At 53.1% G+C, this 14,397-nt stretch carries 12 protein-coding genes; 1 reads left to right on the plus strand and 11 read right to left on the minus strand.

Annotation, left to right across the window (positions count from 1 at the left end; translation table 11 throughout):
* Nucleotides 1-82 precede the first annotated feature (82 nt).
* The 7 genes from MHH82_RS29550 to MHH82_RS29580 all read right to left on the minus strand — a co-directional run bounded on the left by MHH82_RS29550 (nucleotide 83) and on the right by MHH82_RS29580 (nucleotide 7,307).
* Nucleotides 83-526 carry a Mini-ribonuclease 3 gene (locus MHH82_RS29550; protein ID WP_009591968.1) on the minus strand — a complete coding sequence of 148 codons (444 nt, stop codon included), beginning with the start codon at nucleotides 524-526 and terminating at the stop codon, nucleotides 83-85.
* Nucleotides 523-1,929 carry a cysteine--tRNA ligase gene (gene cysS, locus MHH82_RS29555; RefSeq protein ID WP_340969093.1) on the minus strand — a complete coding sequence of 469 codons (1,407 nt, stop codon included), beginning with the start codon at nucleotides 1,927-1,929 and terminating at the stop codon, nucleotides 523-525. The genes MHH82_RS29550 and cysS overlap by 4 nt, the downstream gene beginning before the upstream one ends.
* A gap of 155 nt (nucleotides 1,930-2,084) precedes the next feature.
* Complete coding sequence (gene cysE / locus MHH82_RS29560) at nucleotides 2,085-2,774, minus strand: serine O-acetyltransferase (protein ID WP_340969094.1); 690 nt, start codon at nucleotides 2,772-2,774, stop codon at nucleotides 2,085-2,087.
* A gap of 655 nt (nucleotides 2,775-3,429) precedes the next feature.
* Nucleotides 3,430-4,893, minus strand: a complete 1,464-nt coding sequence (gene gltX / locus MHH82_RS29565; RefSeq protein WP_009591965.1) for a glutamate--tRNA ligase — start codon at nucleotides 4,891-4,893, stop codon at nucleotides 3,430-3,432.
* Nucleotides 4,894-4,961: 68 nt separating this feature from the next.
* On the minus strand, nucleotides 4,962-5,450 hold the full coding sequence (ispF, locus tag MHH82_RS29570) for a 2-C-methyl-D-erythritol 2,4-cyclodiphosphate synthase (RefSeq protein WP_015737634.1): 489 nt from the start codon (nucleotides 5,448-5,450) through the stop codon (nucleotides 4,962-4,964).
* On the minus strand, nucleotides 5,447-6,142 hold the full coding sequence (gene ispD / locus MHH82_RS29575) for a 2-C-methyl-D-erythritol 4-phosphate cytidylyltransferase (RefSeq protein ID WP_090914123.1): 696 nt from the start codon (nucleotides 6,140-6,142) through the stop codon (nucleotides 5,447-5,449). Before ispD ends, ispF begins: the two co-directional genes overlap by 4 nt.
* Before the next feature lie 76 nt (nucleotides 6,143-6,218).
* Complete coding sequence (locus tag MHH82_RS29580) at nucleotides 6,219-7,307, minus strand: PIN/TRAM domain-containing protein (RefSeq protein ID WP_015737636.1); 1,089 nt, start codon at nucleotides 7,305-7,307, stop codon at nucleotides 6,219-6,221.
* 280 nt (nucleotides 7,308-7,587) lie between these two features.
* Here MHH82_RS29580 and MHH82_RS29585 point away from each other — a divergent pair, with 280 nt between their 5' ends.
* A complete protein-coding gene (locus MHH82_RS29585) occupies nucleotides 7,588-7,983 on the plus strand; it encodes a hypothetical protein (RefSeq protein ID WP_009594665.1) in 396 nt (131 codons plus the stop codon).
* 126 nt (nucleotides 7,984-8,109) lie between these two features.
* Here the strand turns inward: MHH82_RS29585 and pssA are convergent, their stop codons facing one another.
* The 4 genes from pssA to clpC all read right to left on the minus strand — a co-directional run bounded on the left by pssA (nucleotide 8,110) and on the right by clpC (nucleotide 14,287).
* Nucleotides 8,110-8,844, minus strand: coding sequence for a CDP-diacylglycerol--serine O-phosphatidyltransferase (pssA, locus tag MHH82_RS29590; RefSeq protein WP_228468840.1), 735 nt, complete (start codon nucleotides 8,842-8,844; stop codon nucleotides 8,110-8,112).
* A 49-nt stretch (nucleotides 8,845-8,893) separates the two neighbouring features.
* Entirely contained in the window at nucleotides 8,894-9,970 is a 1,077-nt protein-coding gene (gene disA, locus MHH82_RS29595; protein ID WP_009594677.1) for a DNA integrity scanning diadenylate cyclase DisA, read from the minus strand.
* A 13-nt stretch (nucleotides 9,971-9,983) separates the two neighbouring features.
* Entirely contained in the window at nucleotides 9,984-11,351 is a 1,368-nt protein-coding gene (radA, locus tag MHH82_RS29600; RefSeq protein ID WP_009594669.1) for a DNA repair protein RadA, read from the minus strand.
* Between the two features lie 479 nt (nucleotides 11,352-11,830).
* Entirely contained in the window at nucleotides 11,831-14,287 is a 2,457-nt protein-coding gene (gene clpC / locus MHH82_RS29605; protein WP_015737638.1) for an ATP-dependent protease ATP-binding subunit ClpC, read from the minus strand.
* Nucleotides 14,288-14,397 lie beyond the last annotated feature (110 nt).

Below are 14,397 nucleotides of genomic sequence, written 5' to 3' on the forward strand. Positions count from 1 at the left end.
TCCTGCATATCAGCCGGCGTCCCCCTCGCTTGGGAAAAACCGGCTGTATCGTTTCATGTTGATGCCTATATTGCCACATGGTTTATTTAACGGACCCCTCGATAAACTCGATGCTCTTTCCGATGAGTTCACGGAGACGGTCCTGCTCTCCCGCATAATATAAATACCCAACCAGCGTCTCGAATGCCGTTGCATGCCGATATTCCAGCACGTCGGCATTCTTCGGTATGCTGCCTGATTTGGCATTGCGCCCCTGACGCACCACATCGCGCTCTTCCTCCGTCAGCTCCGGATCCAGAAAAGCCAATATCCGGCTCTGCGCCTTCGCCGACACGAAGCTCGTGGCCGAACGGTGCAAGTGATGGGGACGGAGATTGGCCCGTGATATCAGAAACTGCCTCACCGCCACCTCATAAATGGCATCCCCGATATAAGCGAGCACGATGGGCGGGATTAAACGGGCCGGCTTCGACGGCGGAAAATCAAACCAGCCTACTGCAGGATCCTGATGCTTATCCCCGCTCATTTACGCCGCCAGCGCATGCCCTGCGCCGTATCCTCCAGCACGATGCCTTCGTCCGCCAGCTTGTCGCGGATTTCGTCCGCTCGGGCCCAGTTTTTATTCTTGCGGGCTTCGACACGTTCGGCAATCAGCGCTTCGATTTCCTCATCCAGCAATTCATCCGTACCTGTGTTCACGATGCGGAGCACGCCGTTCATTTCGTTGAAAGCACGCAGCACTTCATGCAGATCCGCGGCAGGAATCGATGCTTCCTTCAGCAGCTGATTCGCCTCGCTGGCCCATTGGAACATCGCGGTGATGGCGTCCGGCGTGTTGAAATCGTCCTGCATTTTCTCGTGAAATTCGACAAGCACGGCCGATATTCTGTCGGCTACGTCCTGGCTGACTTGATCGTCCTTGGAGCCGATCGCCGTGCCCAATCGATGTTCGACGTTTGCCGCCGCATTCGCGAGGCGTTCCACGCTGTTCTGTGCCTGTTCCATCACCTCGTCGCTGTAATTCAGCGGGTTGCGGTAGTGGGTGGACAACATGAAATAGCGCACGGCTTCTTTCGTATATTGTTCACGAAGTTCCTTAACCAATACGCCGTTGCCCAGCGATTTCGACATTTTCTCGTTGTTGATGCGGATATATCCATTATGCATCCAATAGTTCGCGAGCGGTTTGCCCGTCAATGCCTCGGACTGGGCCACTTCGCATTCATGGTGCGGGAACTGCAGATCCTGGCCGCCGCCGTGGATATCCAAGGTATCCCCGAGATAGCGGCGAGCCATGGCGGAGCACTCGATATGCCAGCCCGGGCGGCCGTCGCCCCATGGACTGCTCCAGTAGATCTCTCCCGGCTTCGCGGCTTTCCACAGCACGAAGTCCTCCGGATTTTCCTTTCGTTTATCCACTTCGATCCGGATCCCGAACTGCAGCTCATCGAGGTTCTGCTGGGACAGCTTACCGTAGTCGTCGAACTTGCGGGTCCGGTAGAATACGTCTCCGCCGTTCTCATAAGCAAAGTCGCGATCAATGAGCTCCTGGATGAATTCGATGATGCTCTCCATATTGTCCGTTACCCGCGGATTCAATGTCGCTCTGGGTATGCCGAGTCCGTCCAAATCCTCGTAATAGGCGTTGATGAACTTCTCCGCAACCTCCGGAACCGTCGTCCCGGTTTGCTCCGCTTTCCGAATCATTTTGTCATCCACATCCGTGAAGTTCACTACGTAGTTCACGTCGTTGCCCTGATTCTCGAAGTACGCTCGAACCACGTCGAAAAAAATCATCGGGCGGGCATTGCCGATATGGATATAGTCGTACACGGTAGGACCGCATACGTAGATCTTTACCTTTCCGGGTTCCTGGGCAACAAACGTTTCTTTCATGCGGGTTAGCGTGTTATAGATTTGCAGTGCCATATTGTATCATCTCAATCCTTTCGTTCCATCGCTTATTGTCTTTTACTTCAAAAGCCTGCGTAACGCATTGATTCATGTTGAAGATGATGTATCGAAATCGCTATATGAAGTCAGGCTATGCATCGTCTAAGGCTTCCAAGGTTACGGGAGTTCTTCTATTCTTCCTTGACCGAAGACACGACAGCCTCGGAAACCATCGCTTGATGCCGGCCTCCCTTGCTCTCATCCAGTTCCGCCCGGAGCTGATCGATCTCCTTCTGCATCGAACGGAGCGTATCGACAATCGGATCGGGCAGATTCGTGTGATCCAGCCGGTCGCGCACCCGCTCCCCGTTCTGTTTCACGACTTTGCCGGGATTGCCGACAACGGTGCTGTTCGGGGGGACGGGCCTTAATACGACCGCGTTGGATCCGATGTTACAGTTATCCCCAATCGTAAAAGAACCTAGCACTTTCGCTCCGGATCCGATGACTACGTTGTTGCCGATGGTCGGATGCCGCTTGCCTTTTTCCTTACCGGTTCCGCCAAGGGTCACCCCCTGGTAGATCACCACGTCGTCTCCGATCTCGCAGGTCTCTCCAATGACAACCCCCATGCCATGGTCGATGAACAGCCGACTCCCGATACGGGCGCCCGGATGAATCTCGATGCCTGTCATGAACCGGCTGATCTGAGATATGATCCGTGCCAGCGTATACCACCGCCGCTTAAATAATGCATGAGCCACCCGGTGCGCCCACAGGGCGTGAAGTCCCGAGTAGGTGAATACCACTTCAAAAAGTCCCCGGGCGGCCGGGTCATTCTCGAACACTGTCCGAATATCCGATTTCATCTGTTTAAACATGAACGCTCCCTCTTTCCCCTCTTCCAATCGCGCATGCAACTTGCTATCCATCGTTATTCCTGTAATAAAAAACGCCCCTGCAGCTTATCGCTGCAGAGGCGCTAGACCGCGGTTCCACTCTGCTTCGAACCGGCACAAGACTCCTCCCTTCGTCAGGGACGGATTCTACCGATTCTCTTCATGTCATTAACGGCAGACGACCGGCATGATCTAACGATTGCGTTCGCTTCAACCATGCAGCTCACAGGTGCATTTCCGCTGCAGGCGACGGGACAACTCTCAGCCGGCAGATTCAAGTGGTTCTTGTCTTCTGCCGATTGTCCTCTCTGGAACGTGCCTGTTTTACGCGTACTTCTCCTGATCGTAGCTTTTAAAACGTTTATATTTGTTGATCTAAGTCAGTGATTAATGAGCGCTTCGTTTGCGGATCCTTCTTCCGATCGCTGTTGCCCTCCGATTTCTTTAACGATATTAATTAGGTTGAAATCGGAAGGCAAAGGCGAACGCTTCGCTTCTCCAGAACGATTCCGCCTCCTCCGCTGGCCTTATAATCCATGAACCCTTAGATCAAAGAATATTTCACTTATAGTTTGGTGTAATTATAACTGATGATATACGGGCTGACAAGGAACGTTTATTGCGGATGCCGCCCGACTTATGCGCCTTTGATCTGGGAACGCAAACGGTCAAGCACACGATCCCTGCCAAGCAGCCAGATCGTCTGGTTCAAGTCGCGGCCATGGGTTTGTCCCGTCAAGGCTACGCGGATCGGCATGAAGAGCTGTTTGCCCTTAAACCCGGTCTCCTTCTGGACTTCCTTGATCATGGCAGCGATCTTCTGCGCGTTAAACTCATCGGACTGTTCAATCTTCGCCAGGAATGCGGACAGTACGGCAGGCACCTGCTCGCCGCCCATTACTTCGATCCCTTCGGCATCCAGCTCCAGGTGCGTGCGGAAGAACACTTCCGACAGATCCACGATATCCGAAGCCGCCGTCATCTGCTCCTGATAGAGCGCCACGAGCGCGCGTGCCCATTCCTCTTGCTCGGCCGTAAGCTCGGACGGCAAACGGCTGGCTTTCTGCAAATGCGGAATGGCCAAATCGGCGATCCGGTCCGGATCCGCGTTCTTAATGTACGTGTTATTCATATGAGCCAGCTTGTTCGTGTCGAATACCGCCGGGCTCTTGGACAGGCGATGCTCATCGAAGATCGAGATCAGCTGCTCTTGGGAGAACACTTCCTCTTCCCCTTCCGGAGACCAGCCCAGCAGCGAGATGAAGTTGAACAGCGCTTCAGGCAAATAACCAAGCTGGTCATACTGCTCGATGAACTGGATGATCGATTCGTTGCGCTTGCTCAGCTTCTTGTGGTCCTCGCCCACGATCAGGGTCATATGCCCGAACTGAGGGGGCTCCCACCCGAAGGCTTCATAGATCATCAGCTGACGCGGCGTATTGGAGATATGATCCTCCCCGCGCAGCACATGGCTGATCTTCATGAGATGATCATCCAAAGCTACCGCGAAATTGTAGGTAGGAATGCCGTCTTTTTTGACGATGACGAAGTCGCCCGTCTCTTTGCTGTTAAATGAAATCGTGCCCTTCACCATATCGTCGAACGTGTAGACGCGGTCTTCCGGCACGCGGAAGCGGATGCTCGCCACGCGGCCTTCAGCCTCAAGCGCCTGGCGCTGCTCTTCGGTCAAATCGCGATGCTTCCCGGAATAGCGCGGCGTTTCGCCCCGAGCCATCTGCTCTTCCCGCTCCTGCTCCAGCTCTTCCTCCGTGCAGTAGCAGCGGTAAGCAAGCCCGCGATCCAGAAGGTCCTGCCAATATTCTTTATAAATATCAAGACGCTCGGTCTGGCGATAAGGTCCGTACTCGCCCCCGACATCCACGCTCTCGTCCCAATCCATGCCCAGCCACTTCAAGTACTTCAGCTGGCTCTGCTCGCCGCCTTCCACGTTGCGTTTCACATCCGTATCCTCGATGCGGATAATGAATTTCCCGTTGTTCTTGCGGGCGAATAAATAATTGAATAATGCCGTTCTGGCATTGCCGATATGTAAATGTCCCGTTGGACTCGGTGCATAGCGCACGCGGACTTCTCCGGTCATTGTAACCCCTCCGCTTCCCTATTCTACAAAGTTTCCCAGTTCAAAAACTCCCTTTTTGAACGCATACTTCAAGATGATAGCACACCTTTTACAAGGCAGACAACCGACTGGGCGGCGATTCCTTCGCCCCTGCCGGTAAACCCGAGCTGCTCGGTGGTGGTCGCCTTCACGTTCACCTGATCCACCTCGGCATCCAGCGCTTTGGCGATCACTTCCGCCATTTGCGGAATGTATGGCGCCATCTTCGGCTTCTGGGCAATAATCGTGGAATCGATGTTACCCAGTCTATACCCGCGTTCCTTCGCCATGACCCACACCTGCTCCAAAAGCTTCAGGCTGTCGGCGTCTTTAAAGGCAGGGTCGTTATCGGGAAAATGGCGTCCAATGTCGCCAAGCCCCAGCGCCCCCAGGATCGCATCCGTCACGGCATGCAGCAGCACGTCGGCGTCGGAGTGCCCAAGCAGACCTTTGTCATACGGAATCGTGACGCCTCCGATGATGCACGGCCTTCCTTCTACGAGCTGATGTACGTCAAACCCTTGTCCTACTCGAATCATTCCATGTCCTCTCCCTTACGTTTCTGTAAAAAAGCCGCATATTCCAGATCCTCCGGCGTGGTGATTTTGATGTTGCTGTATTTCCCCTCCACCACGGTGACCGGATGCCCTGCCCGCTCCATCAGCATGGCGTCGTCGGTACCGGCAAATCCCTCCTTCGCCGCAGCTTCATGCGCGGACAGCAGGTCGGAAAGACGAAAAGCCTGTGGGGTCTGGACGGCCCACAGACTTTGACGGTCCGGGGTACCTGTAATCAGCCCCTTACCGTTCACCTGCTTAATCGTATCCTTCACGGGAACCCCGAGTACCGAGGCGCCTTCGCGGATCGCCGCATCGCGGCAGGCTTCAATTTCCTCTTGCGTTACGAACGGCCTTACGCCGTCATGTATCATTACCCATTCTGAAGAGATTTGCTTGATGCCTTGATATACGGACTGTTGTCTCTCGCTTCCGCCAGGGATTACGGTCGATACCTTATCCAAACCGTATTCCTGCACCCAGGACTGGCAGCGAGGAACATCCTCCATCCCCGTTACAAGCACAATTTCCTGCAGCCATGGTATCCGGCTGAATGCTTCAAGCGTATGAACGATAATGGGCTTACCGTCCAGAACCAAGTACTGCTTACTCTCCCGGGTGCCCATCCTCGTTCCTTTTCCCGCCGCTACGATGACGGCGCCGAAGTTACTCATCACACACCAAACTCCTGTCTCACCCAAACGCCACAAAAGGACGAATACCGGATATGTATATCCCCATCATACCCCTTTACTGGGCTTTTTCCAACAGTTTTGGTTTCGCGAAGATCATCCGGCCCGCCGAGGTTTGCAGTACGCTTGTAACCAGCACCTCCATCATCGTGCCGATATACTCGCGTCCGCCCTCAACTACGATCATCGTGCCGTCATCCAGATATGCGACGCCCTGACCATGCTCTTTGCCGTCCTTGATAATCTGCACCAGGATTTCTTCCCCTGGCAGAACCACCGGCTTCACCGCGTTGGCCAGGTCGTTTATGTTCAATACCGACACGCCCTGCAGCTCGCAAACCTTGTTCAAGTTGAAATCATTCGTGACCACTTTGCCTTGAAGCACTTTGGCGAGTTTCACCAGCTTGCTGTCCACTTCGGATATCTCCTCAAAGTCGCCTTCGTAGATAAGCACCTTTACATCCAGTTCCTTCTGGATTTTGTTCAAGATATCAAGCCCGCGCCGGCCGCGATTTCGCTTTAAAAGATCCGAGGAATCCGCAATATGCTGAAGCTCCTCCAGGACGAATTCGGGAATGACAATCGTTCCTTCAATAAATCCGGTTTTGCAAATATCTGCGATCCTGCCATCAATAATGACGCTTGTATCCAGAATTTTATGTTCCTCTACGCGCCGGCCTTCCGGTTCGGCGGTTTGGCTCCACTTGCCCGACATCCATAGGGAAGCCAGCTCATCCTTCTTCTCCAATCCAATGCGCAAACCGATGTAGCCGCCGAGCAGCGTGATGCCAACCTGCAGCAGCTGCCCTGCTTGTCCGAGCAAAGATAACCCCGGTGACAGCAATAAAGACAGCAGCAAACCGCTTAACAATCCCGCCGTTCCCGCCGCCAGCTCATTCATTGGGATCCGGGAGAACGAAGAGATCAGGCTGTGCAGCCATCTCGTTACCCGATCCGCCGACAGCACGCCGATCATGCCAAACAATAATCCTCCAAGCACCGCGAAGGCTCCGCTTCCCGCTGCAAATATTCCTTGTCCAAACATAGGCGAGAGCCCTGAGAAAGACCGTTCCATTGTATGATATAACGTATACCCGCCCCATGCTCCGCATAATACCGTAAATGCTAAGATAGCTTTTTTTAACATGAGCTTCCGCACACCTCCTTTTTATACCTGATAATCTTGGCTTCTATTTCCAGTATGGTCCAATTTGCAAAGTCGTAATCGTGCCGATTGAAGTTTTTCTCATAAAGTTTCCGGATGCGATGACCTGCCTGTTTTTACCTACACCCATCAGGCTTTGACGTGTGCTGACATCGACCTCACAACTGGAATTGACCGCCTTTACACGCCTGAAACTGGTTGAAATCGGCTGAAGTAGTGGAATATAATGAACTCAATTCATAATATCGAGGTGGATGTATAAATGAGCGCTCCTAGTTTACAGGCTTTTCAGGACCAAGTTTCCGAATTGTTGCTCCGTCACCGCAGTCTCTTGGATGTTCTGTCTAAAAATGGTCAAAGCAATGCTTCAGTCAACCGGGCCGTCACCAAGGCCATCACAGAATGCGGATGCATCGAGCTCCACGCCACGAAGCAAACCTTCGATATCGGCGCTGATCTCGAATCAGCCCGGGAATTGGCAGGCACGCATGTCGAAGGCCATCTGTGCGAGAATTGCCGCGAAGCGGTAAGCACCGAGCTTGGCCGCAACCTATTTTATATGTCTGCCCTTGCGAATCTTCTGGACATTCAACTGGATGAGGTTGTTGTCAAGGAGTCGCAGAAATGCTCCACATTGGGTCTCTTCAACCTGTCGTAAAGCCGCTTACATACCGAAACGGACCTTAACGGCAAGGTGCTCCATGCATACAAAAAAAGCATTTATCTCGCTGCTCCTGGCAGGGAAATAAATGCTTTTTATTTGGATATATGTCCTTGCATCCGTTTACCGGTCCGAAGACTGATAGGCTTCATCGGAATTGCGGTCATCTTTTTTGCGACGGTTTTTACGGTTAAGCCTACGGAAATTCTGCTTCAATCCGTAACCAGCATACAACACCAAAGGCACGAAGATCAGCATGGAAGTCTGCTCCGGAAAGAACACGGCTACCATCACGGCGCCAATGATGACCAAAGGCGTAAATTTAATCGCTGTTTTCGGAATGCCGATCTTTTTGAAATTCGGGTACTTGACTGAGCTAACCATAAGGTAAGAAAGCAATAATACGGCAAAAATCATATAAGGTGCTGTAATCTCTTCATGGAACAACGCCAGGGTGGCGAGCACGCCTCCCGCTGCGGGGATCGGCAGGCCGATAAAATATCCCGGGATGCCCGGACGAACATTGAATCTTGCAAGCCGCAGTGCGCCGCACATCGGAAATATGGCGGTCACTGTCCAAGCCAATGCGGTATTAATATCCGTAAACGCTACGGTATACATAATAAGTGCCGGTGCTACGCCAAATGAAATCACATCGGACAAGGAGTCAAGTTCCTTGCCGAATTCGCTTTGGGCATTCAATGCCCGAGCTACCCGACCATCCAGTCCGTCAAGGAGCATGGCAATGATAATCATAATGGCAGCCATACTCGTTCGACCTTCCGTCGCCAAGATGATACCAATCATTCCGAGAAACAGATTACCTAAAGTAAACATGTTCGGAATTGATTTCGTCATTTTTATATTCACCTCGTTCATGTACGTTCGAACATCGATTGTAGGCCTTTTAGATTTGTCTGTCAATGAATACTTGTTCCTGCAAGCGTTTCAAGCCTTCTTTGATGGTGCGTGCCCGAACCTCGCCGATCCCGTCTACTTCATCCAGCTCATGGATGGAAGCGGTCATAATGCTGGATAAGTCATGGAACTGGTCCACCAGGTTGCGGATGATCACATTCGGAAGGCGCGGGATTTTGTTCAAAATCCGGTAACCTCGCGGCAGTATTTCTTCCTCCGAAGCAGCGGCGGAAGCCGGGTATCCAAGAAGCCGTACGATATGATGAATGTCCAGCAGCTCCTCATCCGTTGAACGCTTGAGCGCGAGAATGATCTCGCGGATCTTCTCCTCGCTGTACTCCCGGGCATAGTCTGCATATAGCAGCCAAGCCTCTTCCTCCATATTGCTCACAAGCTCATCCATCTGCATGCTGATCAGTCGGCCTTCGTTGCCGAGCTCGTTGATGTAGCGTTTAATTTCCTTCTTGATGCGGAGCACCATCTCCACCCGCTGAATGACGTTCACGACTTCCGGGATGGTGACCAGCTCTTCGAATTCGGATGCCGAGAGGTTGGTCAGCGATTGGTTAAGCACCACGCGGTATCGCTCCAGCGTCTGTATGGCCTGATTCGCCTTGGTTAAGATGACGCCGATTTCCTTCAATGCATACCGCAGCGAGCCTTGGTACAGCGTAATAATGTTGCGGCGCTGCGAGATCGACACAACCAGCTTGCCCGTCTGCTTCGCCACCCGCTCCGCCGTTCTGTGCCGTATCCCTGTCTCGATGGAAGAGATCGAGGAATCCGGGATCAGCTGGGTATTCGCATATAAGATTCGTTTTAAGTCTTCACTCAAGATGATGGCGCCGTCCATCTTAGCGAGCTCGTATAAATAGTTTGGCGAAAAATCGCAGTTAATGGAGAAGCCGCCGTCGACAACTTCCATTACCTCCGGGCTGTAGCCTACAACGATCAGGGCGCCCGTCTTCGCCCGCAGCACGTTCTCCAGTCCGTCGCGAAACGGCGTTCCCGGTGCTACCAGCTTTAGCAAATCATTCATTTTGTCCAGTTGGCTCGTTTCTTTCACCTTCGTATGCCCCCTAATCTAACGCAACCGCTAATGCATCTGCAACGGTGTTGACTCCGATAATTTGTATTCCTTTCGGATGCTTCCATCCCTTCAAACTCTTCTCCGGCATGAGAACGCGCTTAAAACCCAGCTTCTCGGCTTCTCTTACCCTCTGCTCCGCTCTTGAAACGGCGCGAACCTCGCCGGTCAGCCCCACCTCGCCAAAAATAACGTCGTACGGCTTGGTCGGTATGTCGCGGAAGCTGGATGCGATACTGACCGCTATGGCCAGATCCACCGCAGGTTCATCGAGCTTCACGCCGCCCGCTACGTTCAGGTAGGCGTCTTGGGTTTGCAGGTACATCCCCATCCGTTTCTCCAGCACGGCAATGATCAGGTTCATGCGGTGATGGTCCACCCCTGTGCCCATCCGGCGCGGTGACGGGAAGTGCGTCGTGGAGATGAGCGCCTGCAGCTCTACCAGAACCGGGCGCGTACCCTCCATGCTTGCAACTACGGTCGAACCCGCTACGCCCAAAGGCCGTTCAGATAAAAAGAGCTCCGATGGATTCCCGACTTCCCGAAGCCCATCCTCACCCATCTCAAAAATGCCAATCTCATTCGTCGAACCGAAACGATTCTTCACCGCGCGAAGCAAGCGGTAAGTATGATGACGCTCTCCTTCAAAATAAAGCACACAATCCACCATGTGCTCCAGCATCCTTGGACCTGCAATGGCGCCTTCTTTTGTCACATGTCCGACAAGGACGGTCGCAATGCCTTTCACCTTCGCCAGCCGCATAAAGCGGGCCGTGCATTCCCGAACCTGGGATACGCTGCCCGGCGCGCTGGTTACCTCAGGCAAGTACACCGTCTGAATGGAGTCGATGACAACGAAGCCAGGCTGTACGTTCTCAATGGCTTCCTCGATCGATTCCAGATTGGTTTCGCAGAGGACAAACAGCTCCGGGGACAGCGCCCCGAGCCGGTCAGCGCGCAGTTTGGTCTGGCGCACGGATTCCTCACCGGAAATGTACAGAACGCGAATGCCGTTCTGGGCCAGTCGGTTGGAGGCTTGAAGCAGGAGCGTGGATTTCCCGATGCCGGGATCGCCGCCGACTAGCACGAGCGAGCCCGGGACCAGCCCGCCCCCGAGCACCCGGTTCAATTCCGCAATGCCCGTCTGGATTCTGGGTTCTTTACCGCTTTCTATATTTATGATCGAAAGGGGTTTTTCTTTACTATGAAAAAGAGGGGAATTCATCCCCTGGGTCTTGATTACCGTCTCGGTCTCCTCTACCATGGAATTCCATGATTGGCAGCCCGGACATTTTCCGAACCATTTGGGCGCTTCATAGCCGCATTCGGTACAGAAAAATTTCGTCTTAGTTTTTGCCATGTGAGTCTCCTTTATGTCGCGCATCATTTGTCGGATTCCGTAAAACCCTGCAAATTCAGGCATTACTCAAAGTTTACCATTTCTTATAATTCAACGTAAAGGTTAATTGGAAACTTTACGCGGGATGAGATGGAATTGTTTCAAATTTGAAGGAGCAGGTGGTGAACATGCGTTAATTGCTGCTGAAAAACCGCGTCCGCTTCGCTGCCGGATCTTTCTTACGATCGCTGTTAAAACCAGGAAACTGGAACAAAATCAAAGTGGTTTCCCGGTTTTAAAGGCGACCGCTGGCGCTTCTTCAGAACGATTCATCCTCTCCGCTGGGTTGATACATGAGGGATCTGTTTTCGTAATATGCCATTCATCTTATATAACTTCTAAGCATCCATGTATCTGCCCCATACAAAGCCTTCATCTTCCGTTAACATTTAAATCAAAAAACCCGCCGGATGTAACTCCGGCGGGGCTGTATACCATTCTTATTCCGTTTCGGCCGATGCGGCCGTTACACCTTCACTTTTGTTCACAACCAGTTCGCCGTTCGCTTCATCGATGACAAGCGAGTCGCCCTTGGTCACATTGCCTTTCAGCAGTTCCTCGGAAAGGCGATCCTCGATGTGCTTCTGGATAGCCCGGCGCAGCGGACGGGCACCGAAGGCCGGATCGTATCCTTCCTTCGCTATGAAGGCCTTCGCCTTGTCCGTGAGTTCGAAATGCACCTCGAATTCTTTCAGGCGTTTACGCAGCTCGTCGGACATCAGCGTCACGATTTCGGCAATGTGTTTCTCTTCCAGAGAGTGGAACACGATGATCTCGTCGATCCGGTTCAAGAACTCCGGACGGAAGCTCTTCTTGAGCTCATCCATCACTTTGCCTTTCATGTTGTTATAATCGCGGCCTGCATCCGTCACGGCGGTAAATCCAAGCGTGGAGTTCTTCTTGATCGCCTCTGCCCCGACGTTGGAAGTCAGGATGATCAGGGTATTCCGGAAATCCACCACGCGGCCCTTCGAATCGGTCAGGCGTCCGTCTTCCAGCACTTGAAGCAGGATATTGAATACTTCAGGGTGGGCCTTCTCGATTTCATCGAGGAGGACAACGGAATACGGCTTGCGGCGTACTTTCTCGGTCAACTGACCGCCTTCCTCGTAGCCGACATATCCCGGAGGCGCTCCGACGAGACGCGACGTGGAATGCTTCTCCATGTACTCGGACATGTCGATCCGCACGACTGCATTCTCATCCCCGAACATGGCCTCGGCAAGAGCACGTGCCAGCTCGGTTTTACCTACCCCGGTAGGACCCAGGAAGATGAAGGAGCCCATTGGGCGCTTCGGATCCTTCAGTCCTGCGCGTGCCCGGCGAACCGCACGGCTTACGGCTTTGACGGCTTCCTCTTGGCCGATTACGCGGCTGTGAAGAATTTCTTCCAGATTCAGAAGACGCTCGGTCTCTTCTTCCTTCAGTTTATTGACGGGAATACCGGTCCAGTTGGCGACAACGTCGGCAATGTCCTCCGGCGTTACCTCGGAATCGGTACGTCCTTGTTTTTCTTTCCATTGATTCTTCGTGACCTCGAGCTCTTCGCGAAGCTTCTGCTCCGTATCGCGCAGCGCTGCCGCTTTCTCGAATTCCTGGCTTTGGACGGCCGCGTCTTTCTCCTTGCGGATGTCCTCCAGATGCGCTTCCTGATCTTTCAGATTTGGCGGTATGGTATACGTATGAAGACGAACTTTCGAACCGGCCTCGTCAATCAGGTCAATCGCTTTATCCGGCAGGAAGCGGTCCGTAATGTAGCGGTCGGACAATTTCACGGCCTGTTCAATCGCTTCGTCGGTAATTTTCACGCGGTGATGCGCTTCGTAACGGTCACGCAGTCCATACAGGATCTGAATGGCTTCCTCCGGCGACGGTTGATCCACCGTAATCGGCTGGAAGCGGCGCTCGAGTGCAGCGTCTTTTTCAATGTATTTGCGGTATTCGTCCAGCGTGGTTGCCCCGATGCACTGAAGCTCTCCGCGTGCCAATGAAGGCTTAAGGATGTTGGAAGCGTCGATGGCTCCTTCTGCTCCGCCTGCGCCGATCAAGGTATGCAGCTCATCGATGAACAGAATGATGTTGCCGGCTTGACGAATCTCATCCATGATTTTTTTCAGGCGGTCCTCAAACTCGCCGCGGTATTTCGTGCCCGCTACGACTGAGCCCATATCCAGCGTCATTACGCGTTTGTCGCGCAGCGTTTCCGGTATTTCATTGTTAATGATGCGCTGTGCCAAGCCTTCCGCGATCGCCGTCTTACCGACCCCCGGTTCACCGATCAGTACCGGGTTGTTCTTCGTCCGGCGGCTAAGCACCTGAATCACGCGCTCGATTTCTTTGCTGCGGCCGATGACCGGATCCAGATTGCCTTCCTTGGCAATGGCGGTCAGATCCCGAGCGAGACTGTCCAGTGTAGGCGTGCTCACGTTCTGCGGCGTGCCGTGATGGCTTGACACCGCCTCGCTGCTGCCCAGCAGCTGCAGCACCTGTTGACGGGCTTTGTTCAGGCTGATGCCCAGGTTGTTCAGCACGCGTGCCGCAACCCCTTCGCCCTCGCGAATCAACCCCAGCAGAATATGCTCGGTTCCCACATAGGTATGGCCAAGCTTACGGGCTTCGTCCATGGAGAGCTCAATCACTTTTTTCGCTCTAGGCGTGTAAGCAATGTTGGTTGGCTGCTCCTGTCCGCGTCCGATTAATGTCTCCACTTCGTCCTGGATTTTCTCAAGACCAAGTCCAAGTCCGATCAGCGCTTTGGCTGCAATGCCGTCTCCCTCACGAATAAGTCCAAGCAGGATATGTTCTGTGCCGATATTGTTGTGACCCAGGCGTACCGCTTCTTCCTGAGCCAATGCAAGCACCTTTTGTGCGCGTTCCGTAAATCTGCCAAACATCATAGTATTGCACCTCCACGTTTCAATTAATATATTGAACCTCGCGGATTTCGGTGTATCGCCAGCTAAGACGTTTATACCGTCATCCAACTGTAAAGCGAGAAATAATAACT

This window comes from Bacillus sp. FSL K6-6540 (genome assembly GCF_038007545.1).

Bases quoted from the DNA above. Each gene is read 5' to 3' on its own strand.
- ispD (WP_090914123.1), bottom strand. From the start codon at position 6,142: ATGAGTAACTTCGGCGCCGTCATCGTAGCGGCGGGAAAAGGAACGAGG.
- radA (WP_009594669.1), bottom strand. From the start codon at position 11,351: ATGGCAAAAACTAAGACGAAATTTTTCTGTACCGAATGCGGCTATGAA.
- MHH82_RS29550 (WP_009591968.1), bottom strand. From the start codon at position 526: ATGAGCGGGGATAAGCATCAGGATCCTGCAGTAGGCTGGTTTGATTTT.
- ispF (WP_015737634.1), bottom strand. From the start codon at position 5,450: ATGATTCGAGTAGGACAAGGGTTTGACGTACATCAGCTCGTAGAAGGA.
- pssA (WP_228468840.1), bottom strand. From the start codon at position 8,844: ATGACGAAATCAATTCCGAACATGTTTACTTTAGGTAATCTGTTTCTC.
- cysS (WP_340969093.1), bottom strand. From the start codon at position 1,929: ATGGCACTGCAAATCTATAACACGCTAACCCGCATGAAAGAAACGTTT.
- cysE (WP_340969094.1), bottom strand. From the start codon at position 2,774: ATGTTTAAACAGATGAAATCGGATATTCGGACAGTGTTCGAGAATGAC.
- MHH82_RS29580 (WP_015737636.1), bottom strand. From the start codon at position 7,307: ATGTTAAAAAAAGCTATCTTAGCATTTACGGTATTATGCGGAGCATGG.
- clpC (WP_015737638.1), bottom strand. From the start codon at position 14,287: ATGATGTTTGGCAGATTTACGGAACGCGCACAAAAGGTGCTTGCATTG.
- MHH82_RS29585 (WP_009594665.1), top strand. From the start codon at position 7,588: ATGAGCGCTCCTAGTTTACAGGCTTTTCAGGACCAAGTTTCCGAATTG.
- gltX (WP_009591965.1), bottom strand. From the start codon at position 4,893: ATGACCGGAGAAGTCCGCGTGCGCTATGCACCGAGTCCAACGGGACAT.